We start from the raw sequence: 19,983 nt of genomic DNA on the forward strand, positions 1-19,983 counted from the left end.
TTGCCTACCAACCCAACTGGAGCTCGAACCAACCAGGAGGCAATGCCGTGGTGTGGTCGGAGATCGGTGTCGTGTTCGGTTACGTGGTGGTGTGCGTCGCGATCGTGGTGGTGACGATAGGCGTGCTGATGATGTTCATCGTCTCCATCAACGACAACTTCGGGCAACGCAAGCCGCGAAATGTTCTCGAGCCGACCGGTGGCCAGCACCGAGCGGACGACGCCGGCTGACCCACCTCGGCGCCTTCCCGAATGGCCCATTCGGTCGGCCCAACCGACCGAATGGGCCATTCGGGAACGGTGGCGGTGATCAGTGGCGGTCGAGGATGGCCGCGAAGTCGGTGCCCGCGGGCAGCGAGCCGTACTCGAGGTCGCGGTCCTCGCCCAGGCGAGCGGCCAGGAACGCCTCGGCGACCGCGGTCGGCGCGGTGCGCAGCAGGAGTGAGCCCTGCAGGCCGAGCGCCATCGACGCCGCGACCGCGCGGGCCCGGAACTGAGCCTGCGCCGGGTCGAGCGTCGCAAGCTCGGCGAGCGAGGCACGCATGCGGTCCTGGTGCGCGTCGAACAGCGCCGATGCGCCGCGAGCCTTGGTGAGTTCGGCGTCGAACGCCGCGACCGACTCCGGCTCCCGCGTCATCGCACGCAGCACGTCCAGGGCGATCACGTTCCCCGAGCCCTCCCACACGGCCATCACCGGCTGCTCCCGGTACCGGCGAGCGACGGGGAACGCCTCGGTGTAGCCGTTACCGCCGAGGCATTCGAGCGCCTCGTACGCGTGGTGCGGTCCGCGCTTGCAGATCCAGTACTTCGCGACCGCGGTCGCGAGGCGACGGAACGCCTTCTCGGTGTCGTCGGCGTCCTCGTCGTGGGCACGCGCCAGTCGCAGCGCGGTCGCGGTGGCAGCCTCCGACTCGAGCGCGAGGTCCGCGGCCACCGCGGTCATCGCGGGCTGGTCGATCAGCGTCGCGCCGAACGCGGCCCGGTTCCGGGTGTGCCAGAGCGCTTCCGCGACGGACTGTCGCATACCGGCGGTCGAGCCGTAGACGCAGTCCAGCCGGGTGCGCGAGACCATTTCGATGATGGTGCGGACGCCGCGGCCCGGCTCGCCGACCAGGTGGCCGATCGTGCCGTCGAGCTCGATCTCGGACGAGGCGTTGGACTTGTTGCCGAGCTTGTCCTTGAGTCGCTGGATCCGGAAGACGTTGCGCGTCCCGTCCTCGAGCACCCGCGGAACCAGGAAGCAGGACAGGCTGGCGCCGCTGAGTCGCTCCGCAGGCTCCGCTCCCGGCCCGGTCTGCGCGAGGATCAGGAAGCCGTCCGACATCGGCGCCGAGCAGAACCACTTGTGCCCGGTCAGCGACCAGGTGCCGTCCGAGTTCTGCACGGCGCGGGTGGTGTTCGCTCGCACGTCCGAGCCGCCCTGCTTCTCGGTCATCGCCATGCCGAACAGCACGCCCGGCTTCTCGCCCGGCGCCGCGAGCCGGCCGTCGTATCCGCGGGAGTACAGCCGGGGCAGCCACAACTCGGACAGTTCGGGGGAGAACTCGGCGAGGGCGGGGACGACCGAGTGGGTCATCGAGATCGGGCAGGAGTGGCCGGGCTCGATCTGGGCGAACATCATGAACGACGCCGCGCGGGCGACGTTCGCTCCCGGCTTGGGGTCGGCCCACGCGGACGTGTGCGCGCCGTGCTCGACGGCGGCGCCGATGATCCGGTGGTACGCGGGGTGGAACTCCACCTCGTCGATCCGGTTGCCCCACTTGTCGTGCGAGTGGAACTCGGGGGTGATCGTGTTCGCCAGTTCGGCGTCGTGCTGGAACGACTCGGTGCCAACCAGTGCGCCGACCTCGGTCAGCTCTGGCTGCGCCCAGTCGGCGTCGTAGTGTGCCACGCCCTCGACCAGCGGAATGTTCGAGGTGTACTCGTTGACGTCCACGCGCGGCGGCGCCTGGTTGAACACCTCGTGGGTGCGGAATCCGGACGGGGCGATGGTCGTCATGAGCGTGTTCCTTCGATCGGTGTTGCTTCGGTAGTGGGGCGGCCGGGGACGGTCGGCTCGTAGCCGACGCCGTGCAGGCAGAACCGGAGGATGGCCTCGACCGTCCGGGCGTCGTCCGAGTCGGTCGTCGCGACGGCGTGGGCGGGGGACAGCCGGCCGGTCAGCGACTCGCTGATGGCGCCGATCAGTGCGGCCGCGGTGACCTCGAGATGTTGCTGGGGGAAGACTCCGGTGGACATGCCCTCGCGCAGGATCTCGGTGGTCAGGGCGTGGTAGGCGGCGCGGTAGTCGAGGCGTTCGGCATCGATGCGCGGGTCGACCGGCTCGAACAGCAGGGACCACGCGAGTTGGCGGCCCTTGATGGCGCGCAGCGCGAACGTCTCGACCAGCGCGCGCAGGCGGTCCACCGGTCCGGCGGCGGCATCGACCGCGTCGCGCACCGCCGCGAGTTCCTGGTCGGCACCGACGCGGAACACGGCTGCGAGCAGTTCGCCGCTGCCGTCGAAGTACGAGTAGACCGAACCGACGCTGACCTCGCACCTTTCCGCGATCGCCTTGACCGTCGCCGCGGCGAACCCGCCCTTCGCGACGAGCGCGGTGGCCTCGTCGAGCAGAGCGGCCCGACGCTGGGCCTGCGCGGCCCGGGTTTTCTCCGTCGCTCGGTAGGCCATGACGCGGGCACCCTTTCCGGAAACTATGAATCATGATTCAATCCTTGGTAACTGTAGAACGAATCACGGGCGGCGGCAACGCCCCATCCGAGGAGCCACATCCATGAACCTGACCACGATGCTCGAGAGCACGGCGCGCAAGTTTCCCGACAAGGACGCTCTGGTCTACGGGGATCAGCGGATCACCTACGCCGAACTCCTCGCCGCGTCGAAACGCGCCGCCGAGGTGCTGCGCAGTCGAGGGGTCGGGCGCGGCGACCGGGTGGCCGTGATGACCTACAACAGTCCGGGATTCGCGATCGCCGCCTTCGGTGCCTGGCGGGCCGGTGCCGCGTTGGTGCCGGTCAACCACAAGTTGGCGCCGCCCGAGGTCGGGTACACCCTCGGGCACTGCGGCGCGACCGTCGGTGTGGTGTCCGCGGACCTTCGATCGAACGCGGAAGCCGGTGCGCCACAGGTGGACTGGCTTCTCACCGAGCTCGGTGCCGACGCAGCCGGGCATGCCGACCGGGACTTCGATGCACTCGTCGACGTCGCCGACGAGTGGGACGGGATCGATGTCGACGAGACCGAGATCGCCCAGGTGCTCTACACGTCGGGGACCACCAGTGCGCCGAAGGGCTGCCTGCACACCCATCGCTCGATCTCGACGGTCGCGCCCTACATCGCGACCACCCTCGGGCTCGACCGCGACGAGCGGGTGCTGATCGCGATGCCGATCTGGCATGCGGCCCCACTCAACGTCTGGTTCGTCACCACGATGTTCCTCGGCGGGACGATCGTGCTGATGCGCGAGTACGCCCCGCTGCCGTTCCTCGAGATAATCGGAGCCGAGAAGGTCACCGCGTTCTTCGGCGCCCCGATCGCGTACCTGGCGCCGCTGCAGGCCGCGCGGGCCGCCGGCGTCGACCTGTCCGCGTACGACTTCTCGACGATGCGACGCTGGACCTACGGCGGCGCCCCGATCGGTGCCGAGGTCGCGCGGCAGCTGCAGCAGGCGTACCGGTCCGAGGACTTCTACCAGGTGTACGGCATGAGCGAGATGGGTCCGACCGGTACCGCGCTCTACCCGCACGAGCAGATCGCCAAGGCCGGGTCGATCGGGCGCGGCGGCATGCCGGGTGTCGACCTGCGGGTCGTGCGCCCCGACGGCGTCGACGCGGGACCGGGGGAGACCGGCGAGATCTGGCTCGCCGGCGACACCCGGATGATCGGCTACCTCGACAACGACGAGGCGACGGACGAGGTGTTCGAGGGGCGCTGGTACCGCAGCGGCGACGTGGCGCGACTCGACGAGGACGGCTACATCTACATCGTCGACCGCACCAAGGACGTCATCATCACCGGCGGCGAGAACGTCTACTCGCAGGAGGTCGAGGAGGCGATCCGGCCGCGCGCGGACGTGCTCGACGTCGCGGTGATCGGCCGTCCGCACCCCGAGTGGGGCGAGACGGTCGTCGCGGTGATCGCGACCACCCCGGACGCGCACCTCGAACTCGACGAGCTGCGCTCGTACCTGGCCGACAAGCTGGCCCGCTACAAGATCCCGCGGGAACTGGTGCTGGTGGACACGCTGCCGAGGAATCCCTCCGGCAAGCTGACCAAGCACGTGCTGCGAGACTCGGTGCTGTAGCCGCGGACGGATGCGGTGACGCGGTCGGGCGGGGTGATCCTCCGCTCCCCTCGGGTCGGGGTGTCCCGTCGGCTCGTCAGCCTCGTGTGCGGGTCAGCGCCACGACGGGGATGGTGCGGACCCCGACCGTCTGCTCCGCGTAACCGGCGAATCCCGGATAGCGGCCGGCCTGTTCGTTGAAGATTCGGTCGCGGTCGTCGCCCACGACCTCGCTGACGGATACCGAAAATCTCTCGGTGCCGCGCTCGACCTCTGCCACTCCGGCGGCGAGGAGGTTGTAGTACCAGTCGGGATTGGTGGGTGCGCCTGCCTTCGAGGCGAAGACGTAGATCCTGTCCGGATCGTCCTCGTCCGCCAGGTACATCATCGGACTCACCATGGCTCGTCCGGACTTGCGGCCTTGGTGATGCACCAACACCAGCGGAGCGCCTTCGAACTGTCCGCCCACTCGTCCCTCGTTGGCGCGGAATTCGGCAATGATGCTCGCATTCCAGTCGTTCGGGTTCGTGGTCAACGGAGATTCCTCCTTTCTCGGCAGCGGCGGCGCTGGGACACTCGAGCACTGGGGAACGCCGTTCGTGTCCACCGTAACGGCGAGGACGGCTCCGAGGCCGGACTTGGACGCACGCGACTATGAATGGGCTTGCATGATGATGCATAATCAATCGTATGGTCACTTCTGCAGCTTCTGACTCGGCGTCGACGCCGATCCGGGTCGCCATCGCGGGGGCGAGCGGCTATGCGGGCGGCGAGATCCTGCGCCTGCTGCTCGGTCACCCCGCCTACCTCGACGGATCCCTGACGATCGGCGCGCTCACCGCGGGCGGCAACGCCGGCGCGACGCTCGGCGAGTTCCACCCGCACCTGCTGCCGCTCGCCGGCCGTGTCCTCGAGCCCACCACCATCGACCGGCTCGCCGGGCACGACGTGGTGTTCCTCGGACTGCCGCACGGCAACTCGGCGGAGATCGCCACGCAGTTGCCCGAGCAGACGGTGATCATCGACTGCGGCGCCGACTTCCGACTGCAGAGCGCCGCCGAGTGGGAGCGCTACTACAAGAGCGAGCACGCGGGCACCTGGCCGTACGGACTGCCCGAACTGCCCGGCCACCGGGAGAAGCTCGCGGGCGCCACCCGTATCGCGGTGCCGGGCTGCTACCCGACCGCCGCCAGCCTGGCTCTCGCGCCGGCCGTTGCCGCGGGCATCGTCGAGCCTCGGGTCACGGTCGTCGCCGTCAGCGGCACCTCCGGCGCGGGCCGCGCGCCGAAGGCCGACCTGCTCGGCTCCGAGGTGATGGGTTCGGCGAAGGCCTACGGCGTCGGCGGCGTGCACCGGCACACCCCGGAGATCACCCAGAACCTGTCCGCCATCGCCGGTACCGAGGTCACCGTCTCCTTCACTCCGGTGCTCGCGCCGATGCCGCGCGGCATCCTCGCGACGTGCACGGCGGTGACCACCGCGACCACCGCCGAGGCCCGCGCGATCTACGAGAAGGCGTACGCCGACGAGCCGTTCGTCCACGTGTTGCCCGAGAACGTCTACCCCCAGACCGGTGCGGTGATCGGTTCGAACGCCGCGCAGATCGGTGTGACCGTCGACGAGGCCGCCGGCCTGCTCGTCGTGATCGCCGCCATCGACAACCTCACCAAGGGCACGGCCGGCGGCGCCGTCCAGTCCATGAACCTCGCCCTTGGCCTGCCCGAGACCGCTGGTCTCTCGACCGTTGGAGTTGCCCCGTGAACGCTGTCCCCGTCATCCCGGACTCCGTCGAGGTCGCCGGCGGTCGCCTGGTGCGGACCCAGGGCGTCACTGCGCCCGCCGGGTTCCGGGGGGCGGGCATCGCCGCGGGCATCAAGGTCAGCGGACGCCAGGACCTGGCCCTGGTCTTCAACGAGGGCCCGGACACCGCCGCTGCCGGCGTGTTCACCACCAACAAGGTCAAGGCCGCGCCGGTGCTGTGGTCCCAGCAGGTGTTGACCGGCGGCAAGCTGCGCGCGGTGGTGCTCAATTCCGGCGGCGCGAACGCGTGCACCGGAGCGCCCGGGTTCCAGGACACCCACCAGACAGCCGAGCACGTGGCCGCCACCCTCAGCGACTGGGGCACCGAGACCGGCGCAGGCGAGGTCGCGGTTTGTTCGACCGGACTGATCGGCGACCGGCTGCCGATGGACAAACTCCTCGCCGGCGTCACCGAGATCGTGCACGAGCTGGCGGGTGGCATCTCCGGCGGCACCGACGCGGCCTACGCGATCATGACCACCGACACGGTGCCCAAGCAGGCCGCGCTGCACCACGCGAACAAGTGGAACGTCGGCGGCATGGCCAAGGGCGCCGGCATGCTCGCGCCCGCATTGGCCACGATGCTCTGCGTGATCACCACCGACGCGGTCGCCACCGCCGAGCAGCTCGACGAGGCACTGCGGAACGCCACCCGGCTCTCGTTCGACCGGCTCGACGTCGACGGCGCCACGTCCACCAACGACACGGTGCTGCTGCTCGCCTCCGGGGCGAGTTCCGTTGCGCCGAGCCAGGACGAACTCAATGCTGCCGTGCTCGCGGTGTGCGACGACCTCGCCGACCAGTTGATGGCCGACGCCGAGGGTGTGACCAAGCGGGTCACCGTCACGGTGTCCGGTGCGGCGTCGGAGCAGGATGCGCTCGTCGGCGCTCGCACGGTCGCCCGCGACAGTCTCGTCAAGACCGCGCTGTTCGGTTCCGACCCCAACTGGGGCCGGGTCCTCGCCGCCATCGGTATCGCGCCGATCGAGCTCGACCCGAACCGGATCTCGGTGTCCTTCAACGGAAACCCGGTCTGCATCGACGGTGCAGGTGCGCCCGGCGCCCGCGACGTCGACCTGTCCGGCATCGACATCGCGTTGCGCATCGAGCTCGGGATCGGTGACGCGGAGGTCTCCATCCGCACCACCGACCTCTCGCACGCGTACGTCGAAGAGAACTCGGCGTACTCGTCATGACTGACAGCATCCTGGACCTGACGTCCAGCCAGAAGGCGTACGTCCTGGCCGAGGCGCTGCCGTGGCTGCAGCGCTTCCACGGCAAGACCGTCGTGGTCAAGTACGGCGGCAACGCGATGGTCGACGACGGGCTCAAGGCCGCGTTCGCCCAGGACATGGCATTCCTTCGGACCGTCGGGGTGCACCCGGTCGTCGTGCACGGCGGCGGACCGCAGATCAACGCGATGCTGAAACGGCTCGGGATGGAGGGTGAGTTCCGCGGCGGCTTCCGCGTCACCACGCCCGAGGTGATGGACGTGGTGCGGATGGTGCTCTTCGGTCAGGTCGGTCGCGAGCTGGTCGGCCTGATCAACGCGCACGGACCGTACGCCGTCGGCATCTCGGGTGAGGACGCCCACCTGTTCACCGCCACTCGGCGCACGGTGCAGGTCGACGGCGAGCCCACCGACATCGGGCTGGTCGGCGACGTCACCACCGTCAACCCGGACGCGGTGCTCGATCTCGTTGCGGCCGGGCGTATTCCGGTGGTCTCCACCATTGCGCCCGACGCGGACGGCGTGGTGCACAACATCAACGCGGACACCGCCGCCGCGGCGCTGGCCGAGGCGATCGGCGCCGAGCGGCTGGTGATGCTCACCGACGTCGAGGGTCTGTACACCGACTGGCCGGACCGTTCCTCGCTCGCCACCGAGATCGATGCGGCCACACTGGAACAACTGCTGCCCCGACTCGACGCGGGCATGGTGCCGAAGATGGAGGCCTGCCTGCGGGCGGTGCGCGGCGGGGTCCCGTCCGCGCACGTGATCGACGGCCGCGTCGCGCACTCGGTACTGCTCGAACTGCTCACCGGCGAGGGCATCGGCACGATGGTCACGCCCACTTCCTCGTCAGCCCGGAAGGACTCCGACTCATGACCGCGTTCCCCGTCTCCGTCCTTCCGTCCGCTCCTCGCTCCGTTCCTCGCTCCGCTGCGGTACTCACTACGATGCTCCGGAAGGACTCCGACTCATGACCGAACCGCTGCAGCAGCGCTGGTCCCACTCGCTGATGAACACCTACGGCGTCCCCCGGGTGGCCCTGGTCCGCGGCGAGGGCGCGGTGGTCACCGACGCCGACGGCAAGCAGTACCTCGACCTGCTCGCGGGTATCGCGGTGAACATCCTCGGTCACGCGCACCCGGCGATCGTGGACGCGGTCACTGCCCAGCTCTCCACCCTCGGGCACACCTCCAACCTGTACGCCACCGAGCCGCCGATCGCGCTCGCCGAGCAGCTGCTCGCGCATCTCGGAGGCAGCGACGTCACCGGCCGAGTGTTCTTGTGCAACTCGGGAACCGAGGCCAACGAGGCGGCATTCAAGCTGGCCCGGCTGACCGGACGGCGCAAGATCATCGCCGCGGAGCGGGCGTTCCACGGCCGCACCATGGGTGCCCTCGCGCTCACCGGGCAACCCGACAAGCGGGCACCGTTCGAGCCGATGCCGGCCGGCGTCGAGCACGTGCCGTACGGCGACATCGCCGCCCTCGACGCGGCCGTCGACTCCGACACCGCCGCGGTGTTCCTGGAGCCGATCATGGGCGAGGCGGGCGTCGTGGTGCCGCCGGCGGGATACCTCGCCGAGGCCCGGCGGATCACCGCCGAGCGGGGCGCGCTGCTGATCCTCGACGAGGTGCAGACCGGGATCGGCCGGACCGGCTGGTTCTACGCCCACCAGGCGGTCGGGATCGTGCCGGACGTGATCACGCTCGCCAAGGGGCTCGGCGGTGGGATGCCGATCGGCGCGTGCGTCGCCACCGGTGCCGCGGCCGACCTGCTCAGCCCGGGCAAGCACGGCACCACCTTCGGCGGCAACCCGGTGAGCGCGGCCGCGGCGCTCGCGGTGCTGCGCACGGTCACCGACCTGGACCTGATCAGTCACGCCGACAGCCTCGGCAAGCACCTGATCGAGGAGATCGAGGGCCTCCGACATCCGCTGGTCGACCATGTCCGGGGCGCGGGCCTGCTGCTGGGCATCGTGCTCACGTCGGACCTCGCGCCCGGAGTGGAGGCCGCGGCCCGCGAGGCCGGGTACCTCGTCAATGCGGCACAGCCGGGCGTGATCCGGTTGGCGCCTCCGCTGATCCTCACCGAGGCTCAGGCGGACGGCTTCGTGGCCGCACTGCCGGCGATCCTCGACACCGCTGCGGCGGAGGGGAAGTAGACACCATGACCGTCAAGCACTCGAGCGGAGCCCGCGGAGCGAGCATCCAACACTACCTGCGCGACGACGACCTGACCCCCGAGCAGCAGGCGGAGGTCCTGGCGCTGGCCGCCGAGCTGAAGAAGGACCCGTTCGCCAAGCAGACCCTCGCGGGCCCGCGCGGCGTCGGGGTCATCTTCGAGAAGAACTCCACCCGCACCCGCTTCTCGTTCGAGATGGGCATCGCCCAACTCGGCGGGCACGCGGTCGTCGTCGACGGGCGCAGCACACAGCTCGGCCGCGAGGAGACGCTGCAGGACACCGGTCGGGTGCTCTCGCGGTACGTCGACGCCGTCGTCTGGCGCACGTTCGGGCAGAAGCGGCTCGAGCAGATGGCCGCGGGCGCAACGGTGCCGATCGTCAATGCGCTCTCGGACGAGTTCCATCCCTGCCAGGTGCTCGCCGACCTGCAGACGCTCGCCGAACGCAAGGGCGCGCTGAAGGGCCTCAAGCTCACCTACCTCGGCGACGGTGCCAACAACATGGCGCACTCGCTGCTGCTCGGCGGCGTCACCGCCGGCATCGACGTGACCGTCGCGGCGCCCGCCGGCTTCGCGCCGCTGGGCTACGTCGTGGAGGCGGCGACCGCCCGTGCCCAGCAGACCGGCGCGACCATCACGCTCACCGACGACCCGGTCGCCGCCGTCGCGGGGGCCGACGCGTTGGTCACCGACACCTGGACGTCGATGGGTCAGGAGAACGACGGCCTGGACCGGGTCGGCCCGTTCCGGCCGTTCCAGATCAACGCCGACCTCCTGTCGAAGGCCGCGCCCGACGCCGTCGTCCTGCACTGCCTGCCCGCACACCGTGGCGAGGAGATCACCGACGAGGTGCTCGACGGACCGCAGAGCGCGGTGTGGGACGAGGCGGAGAACCGGCTGCACGCCCAGAAGGCGCTGCTGGTCTGGCTGCTCGAACAGCGCGGTGCCGACGAGGGACGGCCGTGACCACCGCCCGTTCCGTCGCCTCGGCTCGGCCGCAGGCCGTCGACCCTTCGGGCGAAGCCTCGGGTCGAGTTTCGGTCGCGCACACCCGGGCCGGGCGGCAGTCCCGCATCACCGCGCTGCTCGCCGTCCACGAGGTGCGGAGCCAGCCGGAGCTGTCCGCGCTGCTCGCGGCCGAAGGCATCGAGGTCTCCAACGCGACGCTCTCGCGCGACCTCGAGGAGCTGGGTGCGGTGAAGCTGCGCGCCGCCGACGGGGGAGCGGGCGTCTACGTCGTCCCCGAGGACGGCAGTCCGGTGCGCGGGGTCTCGGGCGGCACCGACCGGCTCTCGCGGCTGCTCGGCGAGCTGCTCGTCTCCACGGACGCGAGCGGAAACCTCGCCGTCCTGCGCACGCCGCCGGGCGCGGCCCACTACCTCGCGAGCGCCCTCGACCGGGCGTCGCTGCCGGAGGTTGTCGGGACCATCGCGGGGGATGACACCATTGCAGTTATCGCCCGCGAACCCCTGACGGGCAGCCAGCTCGCCGACATGATCGAGAAACTGGCCTGACCAGTGCATTTCGCCTCGTCAGGCGCGATGCGCGATCGAACAACTTCACCATCTCGCGAAGAATTTCAACCTGAAGGAGCACACAGACCATGGCTGAACGCGTCGTACTCGCCTACTCGGGCGGGCTGGACACCTCGGTAGCCATCAGCTGGATCGGCAAGGAGACCGGCAAAGAGGTCGTCGCCGTCGCCATCGATCTCGGCCAGGGCGGCGAGGACATGGAGGTCGTGCGTCAGCGTGCCCTCGACTGCGGCGCCGTCGAGTCGGTCGTGGTCGACGCCCGCGACGAGTTCGCGAACGAGTACTGCCTGCCGACCATCCAGGCCAACGCGCTGTACATGGACCGCTACCCGCTGGTCTCGGCCATCAGCCGTCCGCTGATCGTCAAGCACATCGTCGAGGCTGCCCGCGCGCACGGTGGCACCGTCGTCTCGCACGGCTGCACCGGCAAGGGCAACGACCAGGTCCGCTTCGAGGTCGGCTTCGGTGCGCTCGCGCCCGACCTCGAGGTCATCGCGCCGGTCCGCGACTACGCCTGGACCAGGGAGAAGGCCATCGCCTTCGCCGAGGAGAACAACATCCCGATCAACGTCAGCAAGCGTTCGCCGTTCTCGATCGACCAGAACGTGTGGGGCCGCGCGGTGGAGACCGGGTTCCTCGAGGACCTGTGGAACGCGCCGACCAAGGACGTCTACGACTACACCCAGGACCCCACGGTCAACTGGAACGCCCCCGACGAGCTGATCATCAGCTTCGAGGCCGGCAAGCCGGTCGCGATCGACGGCAAGCCGGTCACCGTGCTCGAGGCCATCCAGGAGCTCAACAAGCGCGCCGGCGCCCAGGGTGTCGGCCGCCTCGACGTGGTCGAGGACCGTCTCGTCGGCATCAAGAGCCGCGAGATCTACGAGGCCCCCGGCGCGATGGTGCTCATCACCGCGCACCAGGAGCTCGAGCACGTCACCCTCGAGCGCGAGCTCGGCCGGTACAAGCGTCAGATGGAGCAGCGCTGGTCCGAGCTGGTCTACGACGGCCTGTGGTTCTCCCCGCTCAAGGACGCGCTGGACTCCTTCGTCGCCAAGACCCAGGAGCGGGTCACCGGCGACATCCGCCTGTTCCTGCACGGCGGCGCGATCACCGTCAACGGCCGTCGCAGCCCGGAGTCGCTGTACGACTTCAACCTCGCCACCTACGACGAGGGCGACTCGTTCGACCAGTCGTACGCGAAGGGCTTCGTCAACATCCACGGCCTGTCCTCCAAGGTCGCGGCGAAGCGCGACCTGGGCCTCTAGGTCATGACGGACGCACCGAGTAACACCGGGGGTGCTGCGCACCAGGGCACCAACGAGGGTGCCCTCTGGGGCGGCCGGTTCGAGTCCGGACCGGCCGCCGCCATGGCGGCGTTGAGCAAGTCCACCCACTTCGACTGGGTGCTCGCTCCCTACGACGTCCGCGCATCGAAGGCGCACGCGAAGGTGCTGCACGCGGCCGGCCTGCTCGGTGACGCCGACCTGGCCACGATGCTGGAAGGCCTCGAGCGTCTCGGTGCCGACGTGGCCAGCGGCGCGTTCGTGCCTGCGGACTCCGACGAGGACGTGCACGGCGCGCTCGAGCGCGGCTTGATCGAGCGGGTCGGGCCCGAGGTGGGCGGCAGGTTGCGCGCCGGACGGTCCCGAAACGACCAGGTGGCCACGCTGTTCCGGATGTGGCTTCGCGATGCGGTGCGCCGGGTCGCGGCCGGGGTGCTGGGTGTCGTGGACGCGCTCGCCACGCAGGCGGCGGCCCATCCGGCCGCGGTCATGCCCGGCAAGACCCACCTGCAGGCCGCGCAGCCGGTGTTGCTCGCGCACCACCTGCTCGCGCACGCGCACCCGTTGCTGCGGGACGTGCAGCGGCTCGTCGACTTCGACAGGCGCGCCGCGATCTCGCCGTACGGATCGGGTGCACTGGCGGGATCGTCGCTGGGACTGAACCCCGACGCGATCGCAGCCGAGTTGAAGTTCGACTCGGCTGCGGACAACTCGATCGACGCCACCTCCTCGCGCGACTTCGCCGCCGAGGCGGCCTTCGTGCTGGCGATGATCGGGGTCGACCTGTCCCGGATGGCCGAAGAGGTGATCATCTGGAGCACACCGGAATTCGGCTACATCACCCTCGCCGACGCGTGGTCGACCGGGTCGTCGATCATGCCGCAGAAGAAGAACCCGGACGTCTCCGAGCTCACCCGCGGCAAGTCCGGACGCCTGATCGGCAACCTGACCGGTCTGCTCGCGACGCTCAAGGCTCAGCCGCTCGCGTACAACCGGGACCTGCAGGAGGACAAGGAGCCGGTCTTCGACTCCGTCGCCCAGTTGGAGTTGCTGCTGCCCGCGATCACCGGGCTCGTGGCGACGCTCGAGTTCCATACCGAGCGGATGGCCGAACTGGCCCCCGCCGGGTTCACCCTTGCCACGGACATCGCCGAATGGATGGTGCGGCAGGGGGTTCCGTTCCGTGTGGCGCACGAGGCCGCGGGTGGCTGTGTGCGGGCCGCCGAGGCCAGGGGTGTGGGCCTCGAGGACCTGACCGACGAGGAACTCGCGGCGGTCGATCCGGCGCTCACACCCGCGGTTCGGGAGGTGCTCACGGTGGAGGGCTCGATCTCCTCCCGTAACGCCAGGGGCGGGACCGCCGGTGTACAGGTCGCACGGCAACTCGACGGGGTGCGGGAGTCGGCGCGCGTGTTGCAGGACTGGATCGACAACTAAGCGATTCGACTCGGCAGCGCGGGAATATAGTGGCCGGTACACACCGGCTTGATCCGTATGGGGGCGCTGCAGTGAGTTGGTATCCGGAGGTTCTGAACGGTTCGGTGCGACGGGTCGTCGCGACCGCACAGAACGGTCTCGAGGTCGTCCGGTTGGGCGGCCTCGAGACCGAGGCGCGACCGTCGGAATTTCGTGTGGTCGAGCGCAAGCCGATGTACCGGCTGCGGCGCTACTTCTCCGACGCGGCGGCGGACACCTCGCGCCCGCCGGTGGTGCTGGTGCCCCCGATGATGATGTCCGCCGACGTCTACGACGTCGCCCAGGACCAGGGTGCGGTCGGTGTGCTGCACGGCATGGGCCTGGATCCCTGGGTGGTCGATTTCGGTTCGCCCGCAACGGAGGACGGCGGCTGGCGTCGCACCCTCGCCGACCACATCGTCGCGATCGACGAGATCGTCGACCTGGTCCACGCACAGACCGGTCGGGACGTGCACCTCGCCGGGTACTCGCAGGGCGGAATGTTCGCGTACCAGGCCGCGGCCTACCGGCGGTGCAAGAACATCGCCACGCTGATCACCTTCGGTGCCCCGGTGGACACCCTCGCGGCGCTGCCCTTCGGAATCCCGGCGGGGGTGGCCACCCGGACGGCGGACTTCCTCGCCGACCACGTGTTCAACCGGCTCGCGGTCACCGGATGGATGGCGCGCACCGGCTTCCAGTTGCTGGACCCGGTCAAGACGGCCAAGTCCCGGCTCGACTTCCTGCGCCAACTCCACGATCGGGAGGCGCTGCTGCCGCGCGAGCAGCAGCGGCGATTCCTGGCCACCGACGGGTGGGTCGCCTGGTCCGGGCCCGCCGTGGCCGACGTGCTCAAACAGTTCATCGCGCACAACCGGATGATGTCCGGCGGTTTCGTGATCGGCGACCGGTTGGTTTCCCTCGCGGAACTGACCTGCCCGATCCTCGCGTTCGTCGGCGAGGTCGACGACATCGGTCAGCCGGTCGCGGTGCGCGGCATCCGCAAGGCCGCACCGAAGGCCGAGATCTTCGAAACGACGCTGCGCGCCGGGCATTTCGGCCTGGTGGTCGGTTCATTGGCGGCCTCGCAGACATGGCCGATCACCGGTGAGTGGGTGCGTTGGCGCGACGGACTCGGGCCGCGGCCGGAGAGCATCGACGAGATGACGTACGAGGAACAACCGGCCACCGAGACCGGTGTCTCGGTGAGCGACCGCCTGCTGCACACAGGCGCGTCCATCGCGGAGGTCGGCGTCGGCGTGACGAAGGGAGTCTTCGACGTCACGACGCAGGCGGTACGCGGCAGCCGGGAACTGTCCGCGGAGGCCGTCCGGGCCCTTCCGCGCCTCGTGCGGCTCGGCCAGATCCAGCCGCACACGACCATCTCGCTCGGCAAGCTGCTGGCCGAGGCCGGCGCGAAGTCGCCGAAGGCCGAGTGCTTCCTGTTCGACGACCGCGCGTACACCAACGACGCCGTCAACACCCGCATCGACAACGTCGTCAAGGGTCTGATCTCGACCGGGGTGCGCCCCGCGGCGCGAGTCGGAGTGCTGATGGAGACCCGACCGAGCGCCCTGACCGCAATTGCCGCGCTGTCCCGGATCGGGGCGGTGGTCGTGCTGATTCCGCCGACCGGTGACATGGACACCGCGGCGCGCCTGGGCAAGGCGGAAATGGTCATCACCGATCCGGACAACCTGCGTGCCGCCGAGTCACTGGACCTCAAGGTGCTGGTGCTCGGCGGCGGCGAGTCCCGCGTGCTCGACATCGAACCGGGCTCGGAGACGATCGACCTCGAGCAGATCGACCCGTCCCGGGTGCACCTGCCCGCGTGGTACCGGCCGAACCCCGGCCGGGCGAACGAACTCGCGTTCGTGCTGTTCGGCAGGTTCGGCGGTCACGTCGAGGCCAAGCACGTCACCAACCACCGCTGGGCGCTGTCCGCCTTCGGAACCGCGACCGCCGCGAATCTCGGACGCGGCGACACTGTCTACTCCGTTGCGCCGCTTTACCATTCGTCGGTCCTGCTGGCCACGCTCGGCGGTGCCATCGCCGGCGGTTCGCGGATCGCGCTCTCCCGCGGACTGGACCCGGAACGGTTCGCGACCGAGGTGCACCGCTACGGCGTCACTGTCGTCGCCTACACCTGGACGATGTTGCGGGAACTGGTCGACAGCCCGGACTTCGCACTGGACGCCTCGCATCCGATCCGACTGTTCGTCGGCTCGGGCATGCCACGGGGACTCTGGCTGCGCACCATGAAGCGATTCGAGCCCGCCCAGGTGCTCGAGTTCTACGCCTCCACCGAGGGTGCCGTCGTGCTGGCGAACGTCTCGGGCGCCAAACCCGGTGCGAAGGGCCGGCCGCTGCCGGGCAGTACGTCGGTCCGGATCGCGGCCTACGACCCGATCTCGGGCACGTTCCTCGAGGACGAACGCGGGCTGGTGCGCGAGTGCGGCGTCGACGAGGTCGGGCTCCTGTTGGGACAGGCGACCGGCAGCGAGGCGATCAGCGGGGCCGTGCGCGGGGTGTTCGGTGCCGGCGATGCGTGGGTGCCGACCGAGCACCTGTTCCGCCGCGACGGCGACGGCGACTTCTGGCTGATGGACGACAAGAACGTCGTGGTCCGGGCGCTGCGCGGTCCGGTGTACGGGCAGCCGATCGTCGACGCGCTCGGCGGCCTGGACCAGGTCGACCTGGCAGTGGTTTACGGGGTCCTGGCAGGGGACGAGGAGCTCGCGGTCGCGGCGATCACCCTGCGTCCCGGCAGCTCGCTCACCGCGGTCGACCTGGCCGACAGCTTCGCCGACCTGGCGCCGGGCGCGCGCCCGGACCTGGTGCACGTCGTGCCCGAGATTCCGATCAGCAACTCGTACCGGCCGCGCCGTTCCGAACTGGTCGCCGCGGGACTGCCCGCGCCGAGCGTCCGGTCGTGGTTCTACGACCCCGACAAGGACGGCTACCGGCGGTTGACCCGCGCGGTGCTGACCGAGCTGCGGGAGCGGGGCAGTCGGGCGCTGACCAGCTAGCCGGGTAGCCTGACCGAGTTCGTTGTTCCGACCGTGAGAGGACCCGTTGTGGCGCTTGATCCCACCCTGCTGAGCATCCTGGCCTGCCCGCAGGACAAGGGCCCGCTGTTGCTGGTCGCCGACGAACTGCTCTACAACCCGCGGCTGCGCCGTGCCTACCCGATCGAGGACGGCATCCCGGTGCTGCTCGTCGACGAGGCGCGTGACGTCGGGGAGGCCGAGCACGAGGACTATCTCGCGCGCGGCACCGGTCCCACAGACTGAGCCCTACCCGGGGTCGGCGGAATCAGCCGGACGCCGATCTCCGTGCTGGAGTAGATCCCGGCGCAATGCACGGACTGGCGTAGGCACTCCGGACGCAGGGCGTCGGCCCAGGTCACGTCCCGGTCGGTGGGCACCACGGCGCCGGGGCGTTCGAGGACGAACACGACCCGACCCCCTGGTGCGCTCGAGTCCAGGATGTCGTCGACGATGTGCACGAGGTTGCCGACGAGTCCGGGTTCGGGTTCGGGGATCGTCTCGACCGACGGGAGCACGGGGAGTTGGAGGCCGTCGGCGTCCGTCATCAGGTACCAGATCTGTTCGGTGACGGCCGCGCCGATGAGCTCTTCGACCCGACGCGTGACGTCGTCGGCGGTGACCAGGGGCGGCTGCTGAGTCCAGTGGGTTGTCATGGCAGAGACTGTGCGCCATCGGGCGCAGCCGTGCGGAGAGATCGTTGACATGGAACCGAATTCGCGTCGGCGCCGTCCAACCCGGCATGGACTGTGTGAGGTCTCCGGTCAGATACTGGATTCGACGATCATCGCCCCGGGCAACTCGCGGTCCTGTCGTTTCGGTCAGTCACTCGGTGCACAATCGCGGATGTGCCCGTACCGTCGAAGTCCCGCTCGCCGCGCGTGAGCGCGCAGGCGCTGGCTACCGCCACCCCGCTCGCGGCGGCACGGCTCGTCCTCGGGGCGGTGCTCGTCGCGGGCGATGTGCGTGTGCGGATCGTCGAGGTCGAGGCGTACGGCGGTGACCGGGCCGGCCCGTGGCCCGATCCGGCCGCGCACTCCTATCCGGGTCCGACCCTGCGCAACGCGGTGATGTTCGGCCCCGCGGGCATGCTCTACGTCTACCTCAGCCACGGCCTGCACCACTGCATGAACGTGACCTGCGCACCCGACGGGACGGCCGGTGCTGTGTTGGTGCGGGCCGGCGAAGTGGTCTCCGGTGAGGACGTCGCGTGGGCGCGGCGCGGCCCCGTCCGAGGCCGACACCATTTGGCTCGCGGGCCCGGCAATCTGGGAAAGACACTGGGAATCACGCTGGGGGACAACGGTACCGATCTGTTCGGCCCGGCTTCGTCGATCACGCTCGAGCCGGGGCCCGCGGTGCCGTTCGTCTCGGGGCCGCGGGTGGGTATCTCGCGGGCGGCCGATCGTCCGTGGCGACTCTGGGATCCGACGTCGCCGGCGGTCTCTGCCTACCGCCGCAGCCCGCGTGCACCGAGTATCCCGAGTGCGGGATGATCGAGGACGTGACTGTGAACATTATCGACGAACTGAGCTGGCGCGGACTGATCGCGCAATCCACCGACCTCGACGCCCTGCGCCGGGATGCCGATGGCGGTCCGGTCACCCTCTATGCCGGCTTCGATCCGACCGGACCGAGCCTGCATGCCGGTCACCTCGTTCCGCTGTTGGCACTCAAGCGGTTTCAGATGGCCGGGCACAAGCCGATCGTCCTGGCGGGTGGCGCCACCGGACTGATCGGCGATCCGCGGGACGTGGGGGAGCGGACCATGAACTCCGCGGACACCGTTGCGGAGTGGGCCGGGCGGATCCGCGCGCAGCTCGAGCGCTTCGTCGACTTCGACGGCTCGAACGCCGCGGTGATCGAGAACAACATGAACTGGACCGGCCAGCTGTCCGCGATCGACTTCCTCCGAGACATCGGCAAGCACTTCTCGGTGAACGTGATGCTGGCCCGTGACACTGTCAAGCGGCGGCTCGAGTCCGACGGCATCTCGTACACCGAGTTCAGCTACATGCTTCTGCAGGCCAATGACTACCTGCAGTTGCGCCGCGAGCGCGGCTGCACGCTGCAGATCGGCGGTTCCGACCAGTGGGGCAACATCATCGCCGGCGTCGAGCTGAACAGGCGGGTGGACGGCGAGTCCGTGCACGCCATGACGGTGCCGCTGGTGACCTCGTCGGACGGCAAGAAGTTCGGCAAGTCGACCGGTGGTGGCAGCCTCTGGCTGGACCCGGAGATGACCAGCCCGTACGCCTGGTACCAGTACTTCGTGAACACCGGTGACGCCGACGTCATCCGGTACCTGCGCTGGTTCACCTTCCTCGACCAGGCCGAACTCGCCGAACTCGAGGCGGAGACCGCCGAGCGCCCGCAGGCTCGCGTCGCGCAGCGGCGCCTGGCCGCGGAGATGACGACGCTGGTACACGGCGCGCACAACACCGCAGCCGTCGAACTCGCCAGTCAGGCCCTGTTCGGACGCGCCGAGCTCACCGATCTCGACGAGGCGACTCTCGCCGCGGCGTTGACCGAGGCCTCGGTCGCGCAGGTTCGTCCGGGGGAGGCCACCACCATCGTCGACCTGCTGGTCGCGAGCGGACTGTGCGAGAGCAAGGGAGCAGCCCGTCGCACGGTCAAGGAGGGCGGCGCCTCGGTGAACAACGCGCGAATCGGGTCCGAGGACTGGGAGCCGGCGGCGACCGACCTGCTGCACGGCCAGTGGTTGGTGGTTCGACGTGGAAAGCGGAACTTCGCAGGTATTCAGGTGCTGCCGGCCTGAGTCAGGGCACGGTGGTGCGGGTCACATCGATGTAATTCGGGTCGATTCGCACCACCGGGCCGACCGGCGGGGCTGTGACCAGTGAGTTTCCCGCAGCAGTTTGGTCCCACCTGGCGATTTGCCTCTGCGTTCATCGCCGCGTAACTTTTGTCGAGTCAGAGCGACACGGACACCGACCCGGCCGAGAGGCGCGGGACACGGAGTGCGGCGCCGCTCGACGAAAGTCGCCCAGAAGGACCCCGGGTTTGCGCCCGATGAACGACTGGGTTAGGCTGGAACAGTTGCCCCGGAGAGGCCGAGCATGACTCGGAATTGATGGTGTGTGCGTGTTCTTTGAGAACTCAACAGTGTGCCGATGAATGTCAGTGCCAAATGTTTTTGGTAC

18 protein-coding genes are annotated in these 19,983 nt (G+C 69.5%); 14 read left to right on the forward strand and 4 right to left on the reverse strand.

The genetic code is table 11. The annotated features are described in order from the left end of the window. Positions 1–47: 47 nt before the first annotated feature. Entirely contained in the window at positions 48–230 is a 183-nt protein-coding gene (locus tag FK531_RS21670) for a hypothetical protein (RefSeq protein WP_142103183.1), read from the forward strand. Between the two features lie 79 nt (positions 231–309). Here the strand turns inward: FK531_RS21670 and FK531_RS21675 are convergent, their stop codons facing one another. Further along, positions 310–1,998: an acyl-CoA dehydrogenase family protein gene (locus tag FK531_RS21675; RefSeq protein WP_142103185.1), complete on the reverse strand. Its 1,689-nt coding sequence runs from the start codon at positions 1,996–1,998 to the stop codon at positions 310–312. Beyond that, positions 1,995–2,669, reverse strand: coding sequence for a TetR/AcrR family transcriptional regulator (locus tag FK531_RS21680; protein WP_142103187.1), 675 nt, complete (start codon positions 2,667–2,669; stop codon positions 1,995–1,997). The genes FK531_RS21675 and FK531_RS21680 overlap by 4 nt, the downstream gene beginning before the upstream one ends. Positions 2,670–2,772: 103 nt before the next feature. On the opposite strand from FK531_RS21680, the gene FK531_RS21685 reads away from it, so the two are divergent. Then, entirely contained in the window at positions 2,773–4,302 is a 1,530-nt protein-coding gene (locus FK531_RS21685) for a class I adenylate-forming enzyme family protein (RefSeq protein WP_142103189.1), read from the forward strand. Between the two features lie 76 nt (positions 4,303–4,378). Here FK531_RS21685 and FK531_RS21690 read toward each other — a convergent pair whose 3' ends face one another. Continuing rightward, on the reverse strand, positions 4,379–4,816 hold the full coding sequence (locus tag FK531_RS21690) for a nitroreductase/quinone reductase family protein (RefSeq protein ID WP_142103191.1): 438 nt from the start codon (positions 4,814–4,816) through the stop codon (positions 4,379–4,381). 155 nt (positions 4,817–4,971) lie between these two features. Between FK531_RS21690 and argC the strand changes: the two genes are divergently transcribed. The 10 genes from argC to FK531_RS21740 all read left to right on the forward strand — a co-directional run bounded on the left by argC (position 4,972) and on the right by FK531_RS21740 (position 17,065). Continuing rightward, positions 4,972–6,042, forward strand: a complete 1,071-nt coding sequence (argC, locus tag FK531_RS21695; RefSeq protein WP_142103193.1) for an N-acetyl-gamma-glutamyl-phosphate reductase — start codon at positions 4,972–4,974, stop codon at positions 6,040–6,042. Further along, positions 6,039–7,277 (forward strand): bifunctional glutamate N-acetyltransferase/amino-acid acetyltransferase ArgJ, encoded by a 1,239-nt coding sequence (gene argJ / locus FK531_RS21700; protein WP_142103195.1) that lies wholly within the window; start codon positions 6,039–6,041, stop codon positions 7,275–7,277. Before argC ends, argJ begins: the two co-directional genes overlap by 4 nt. After that, complete coding sequence (gene argB, locus FK531_RS21705; RefSeq protein WP_142103197.1) at positions 7,274–8,191, forward strand: acetylglutamate kinase; 918 nt, start codon at positions 7,274–7,276, stop codon at positions 8,189–8,191. Before argJ ends, argB begins: the two co-directional genes overlap by 4 nt. A 94-nt stretch (positions 8,192–8,285) precedes the next feature. Further along, the gene (locus FK531_RS21710; protein WP_142103199.1) at positions 8,286–9,476 is read left to right on the forward strand and encodes an acetylornithine transaminase; all 1,191 of its coding nucleotides are present in this window, start codon (positions 8,286–8,288) and stop codon (positions 9,474–9,476) included. A gap of 5 nt (positions 9,477–9,481) precedes the next feature. Continuing rightward, a complete protein-coding gene (gene argF / locus FK531_RS21715) occupies positions 9,482–10,462 on the forward strand; it encodes an ornithine carbamoyltransferase (RefSeq protein WP_142103201.1) in 981 nt (326 codons plus the stop codon). After that, positions 10,459–11,010 carry an arginine repressor gene (locus tag FK531_RS21720; protein WP_142103203.1) on the forward strand — a complete coding sequence of 184 codons (552 nt, stop codon included), beginning with the start codon at positions 10,459–10,461 and terminating at the stop codon, positions 11,008–11,010. The genes argF and FK531_RS21720 overlap by 4 nt, the downstream gene beginning before the upstream one ends. Positions 11,011–11,099: 89 nt before the next feature. Further along, on the forward strand, positions 11,100–12,299 hold the full coding sequence (locus FK531_RS21725) for an argininosuccinate synthase (RefSeq protein ID WP_142103205.1): 1,200 nt from the start codon (positions 11,100–11,102) through the stop codon (positions 12,297–12,299). A gap of 3 nt (positions 12,300–12,302) precedes the next feature. After that, the gene (gene argH, locus FK531_RS21730; protein WP_142103207.1) at positions 12,303–13,754 is read left to right on the forward strand and encodes an argininosuccinate lyase; all 1,452 of its coding nucleotides are present in this window, start codon (positions 12,303–12,305) and stop codon (positions 13,752–13,754) included. Positions 13,755–13,825: 71 nt separating this feature from the next. Further along, on the forward strand, positions 13,826–16,801 hold the full coding sequence (locus FK531_RS21735; RefSeq protein ID WP_142103209.1) for an AMP-binding protein: 2,976 nt from the start codon (positions 13,826–13,828) through the stop codon (positions 16,799–16,801). Positions 16,802–16,849: 48 nt separating this feature from the next. Continuing rightward, a complete protein-coding gene (locus tag FK531_RS21740; RefSeq protein ID WP_142103210.1) occupies positions 16,850–17,065 on the forward strand; it encodes a Trm112 family protein in 216 nt (71 codons plus the stop codon). Here FK531_RS21740 and FK531_RS21745 read toward each other — a convergent pair. Next, the gene (locus FK531_RS21745) at positions 17,032–17,475 is read right to left on the reverse strand and encodes a hypothetical protein (RefSeq protein WP_142103212.1); all 444 of its coding nucleotides are present in this window, start codon (positions 17,473–17,475) and stop codon (positions 17,032–17,034) included. The genes FK531_RS21740 and FK531_RS21745 overlap by 34 nt on opposite strands. Before the next feature lie 192 nt (positions 17,476–17,667). On the opposite strand from FK531_RS21745, the gene FK531_RS21750 reads away from it, so the two are divergent. Both FK531_RS21750 and tyrS read left to right on the forward strand, forming a co-directional pair. After that, entirely contained in the window at positions 17,668–18,315 is a 648-nt protein-coding gene (locus FK531_RS21750) for a DNA-3-methyladenine glycosylase (protein WP_435531086.1), read from the forward strand. Between the two features lie 8 nt (positions 18,316–18,323). Next, a complete protein-coding gene (gene tyrS / locus FK531_RS21755) occupies positions 18,324–19,598 on the forward strand; it encodes a tyrosine--tRNA ligase (protein WP_142103214.1) in 1,275 nt (424 codons plus the stop codon). Positions 19,599–19,983 lie beyond the last annotated feature (385 nt).

The sequence above is a fragment of the Rhodococcus spelaei genome (assembly GCF_006704125.1).
Classification (GTDB): Bacteria; Actinomycetota; Actinomycetes; order Mycobacteriales; family Mycobacteriaceae; genus Rhodococcus_G; species Rhodococcus_G spelaei.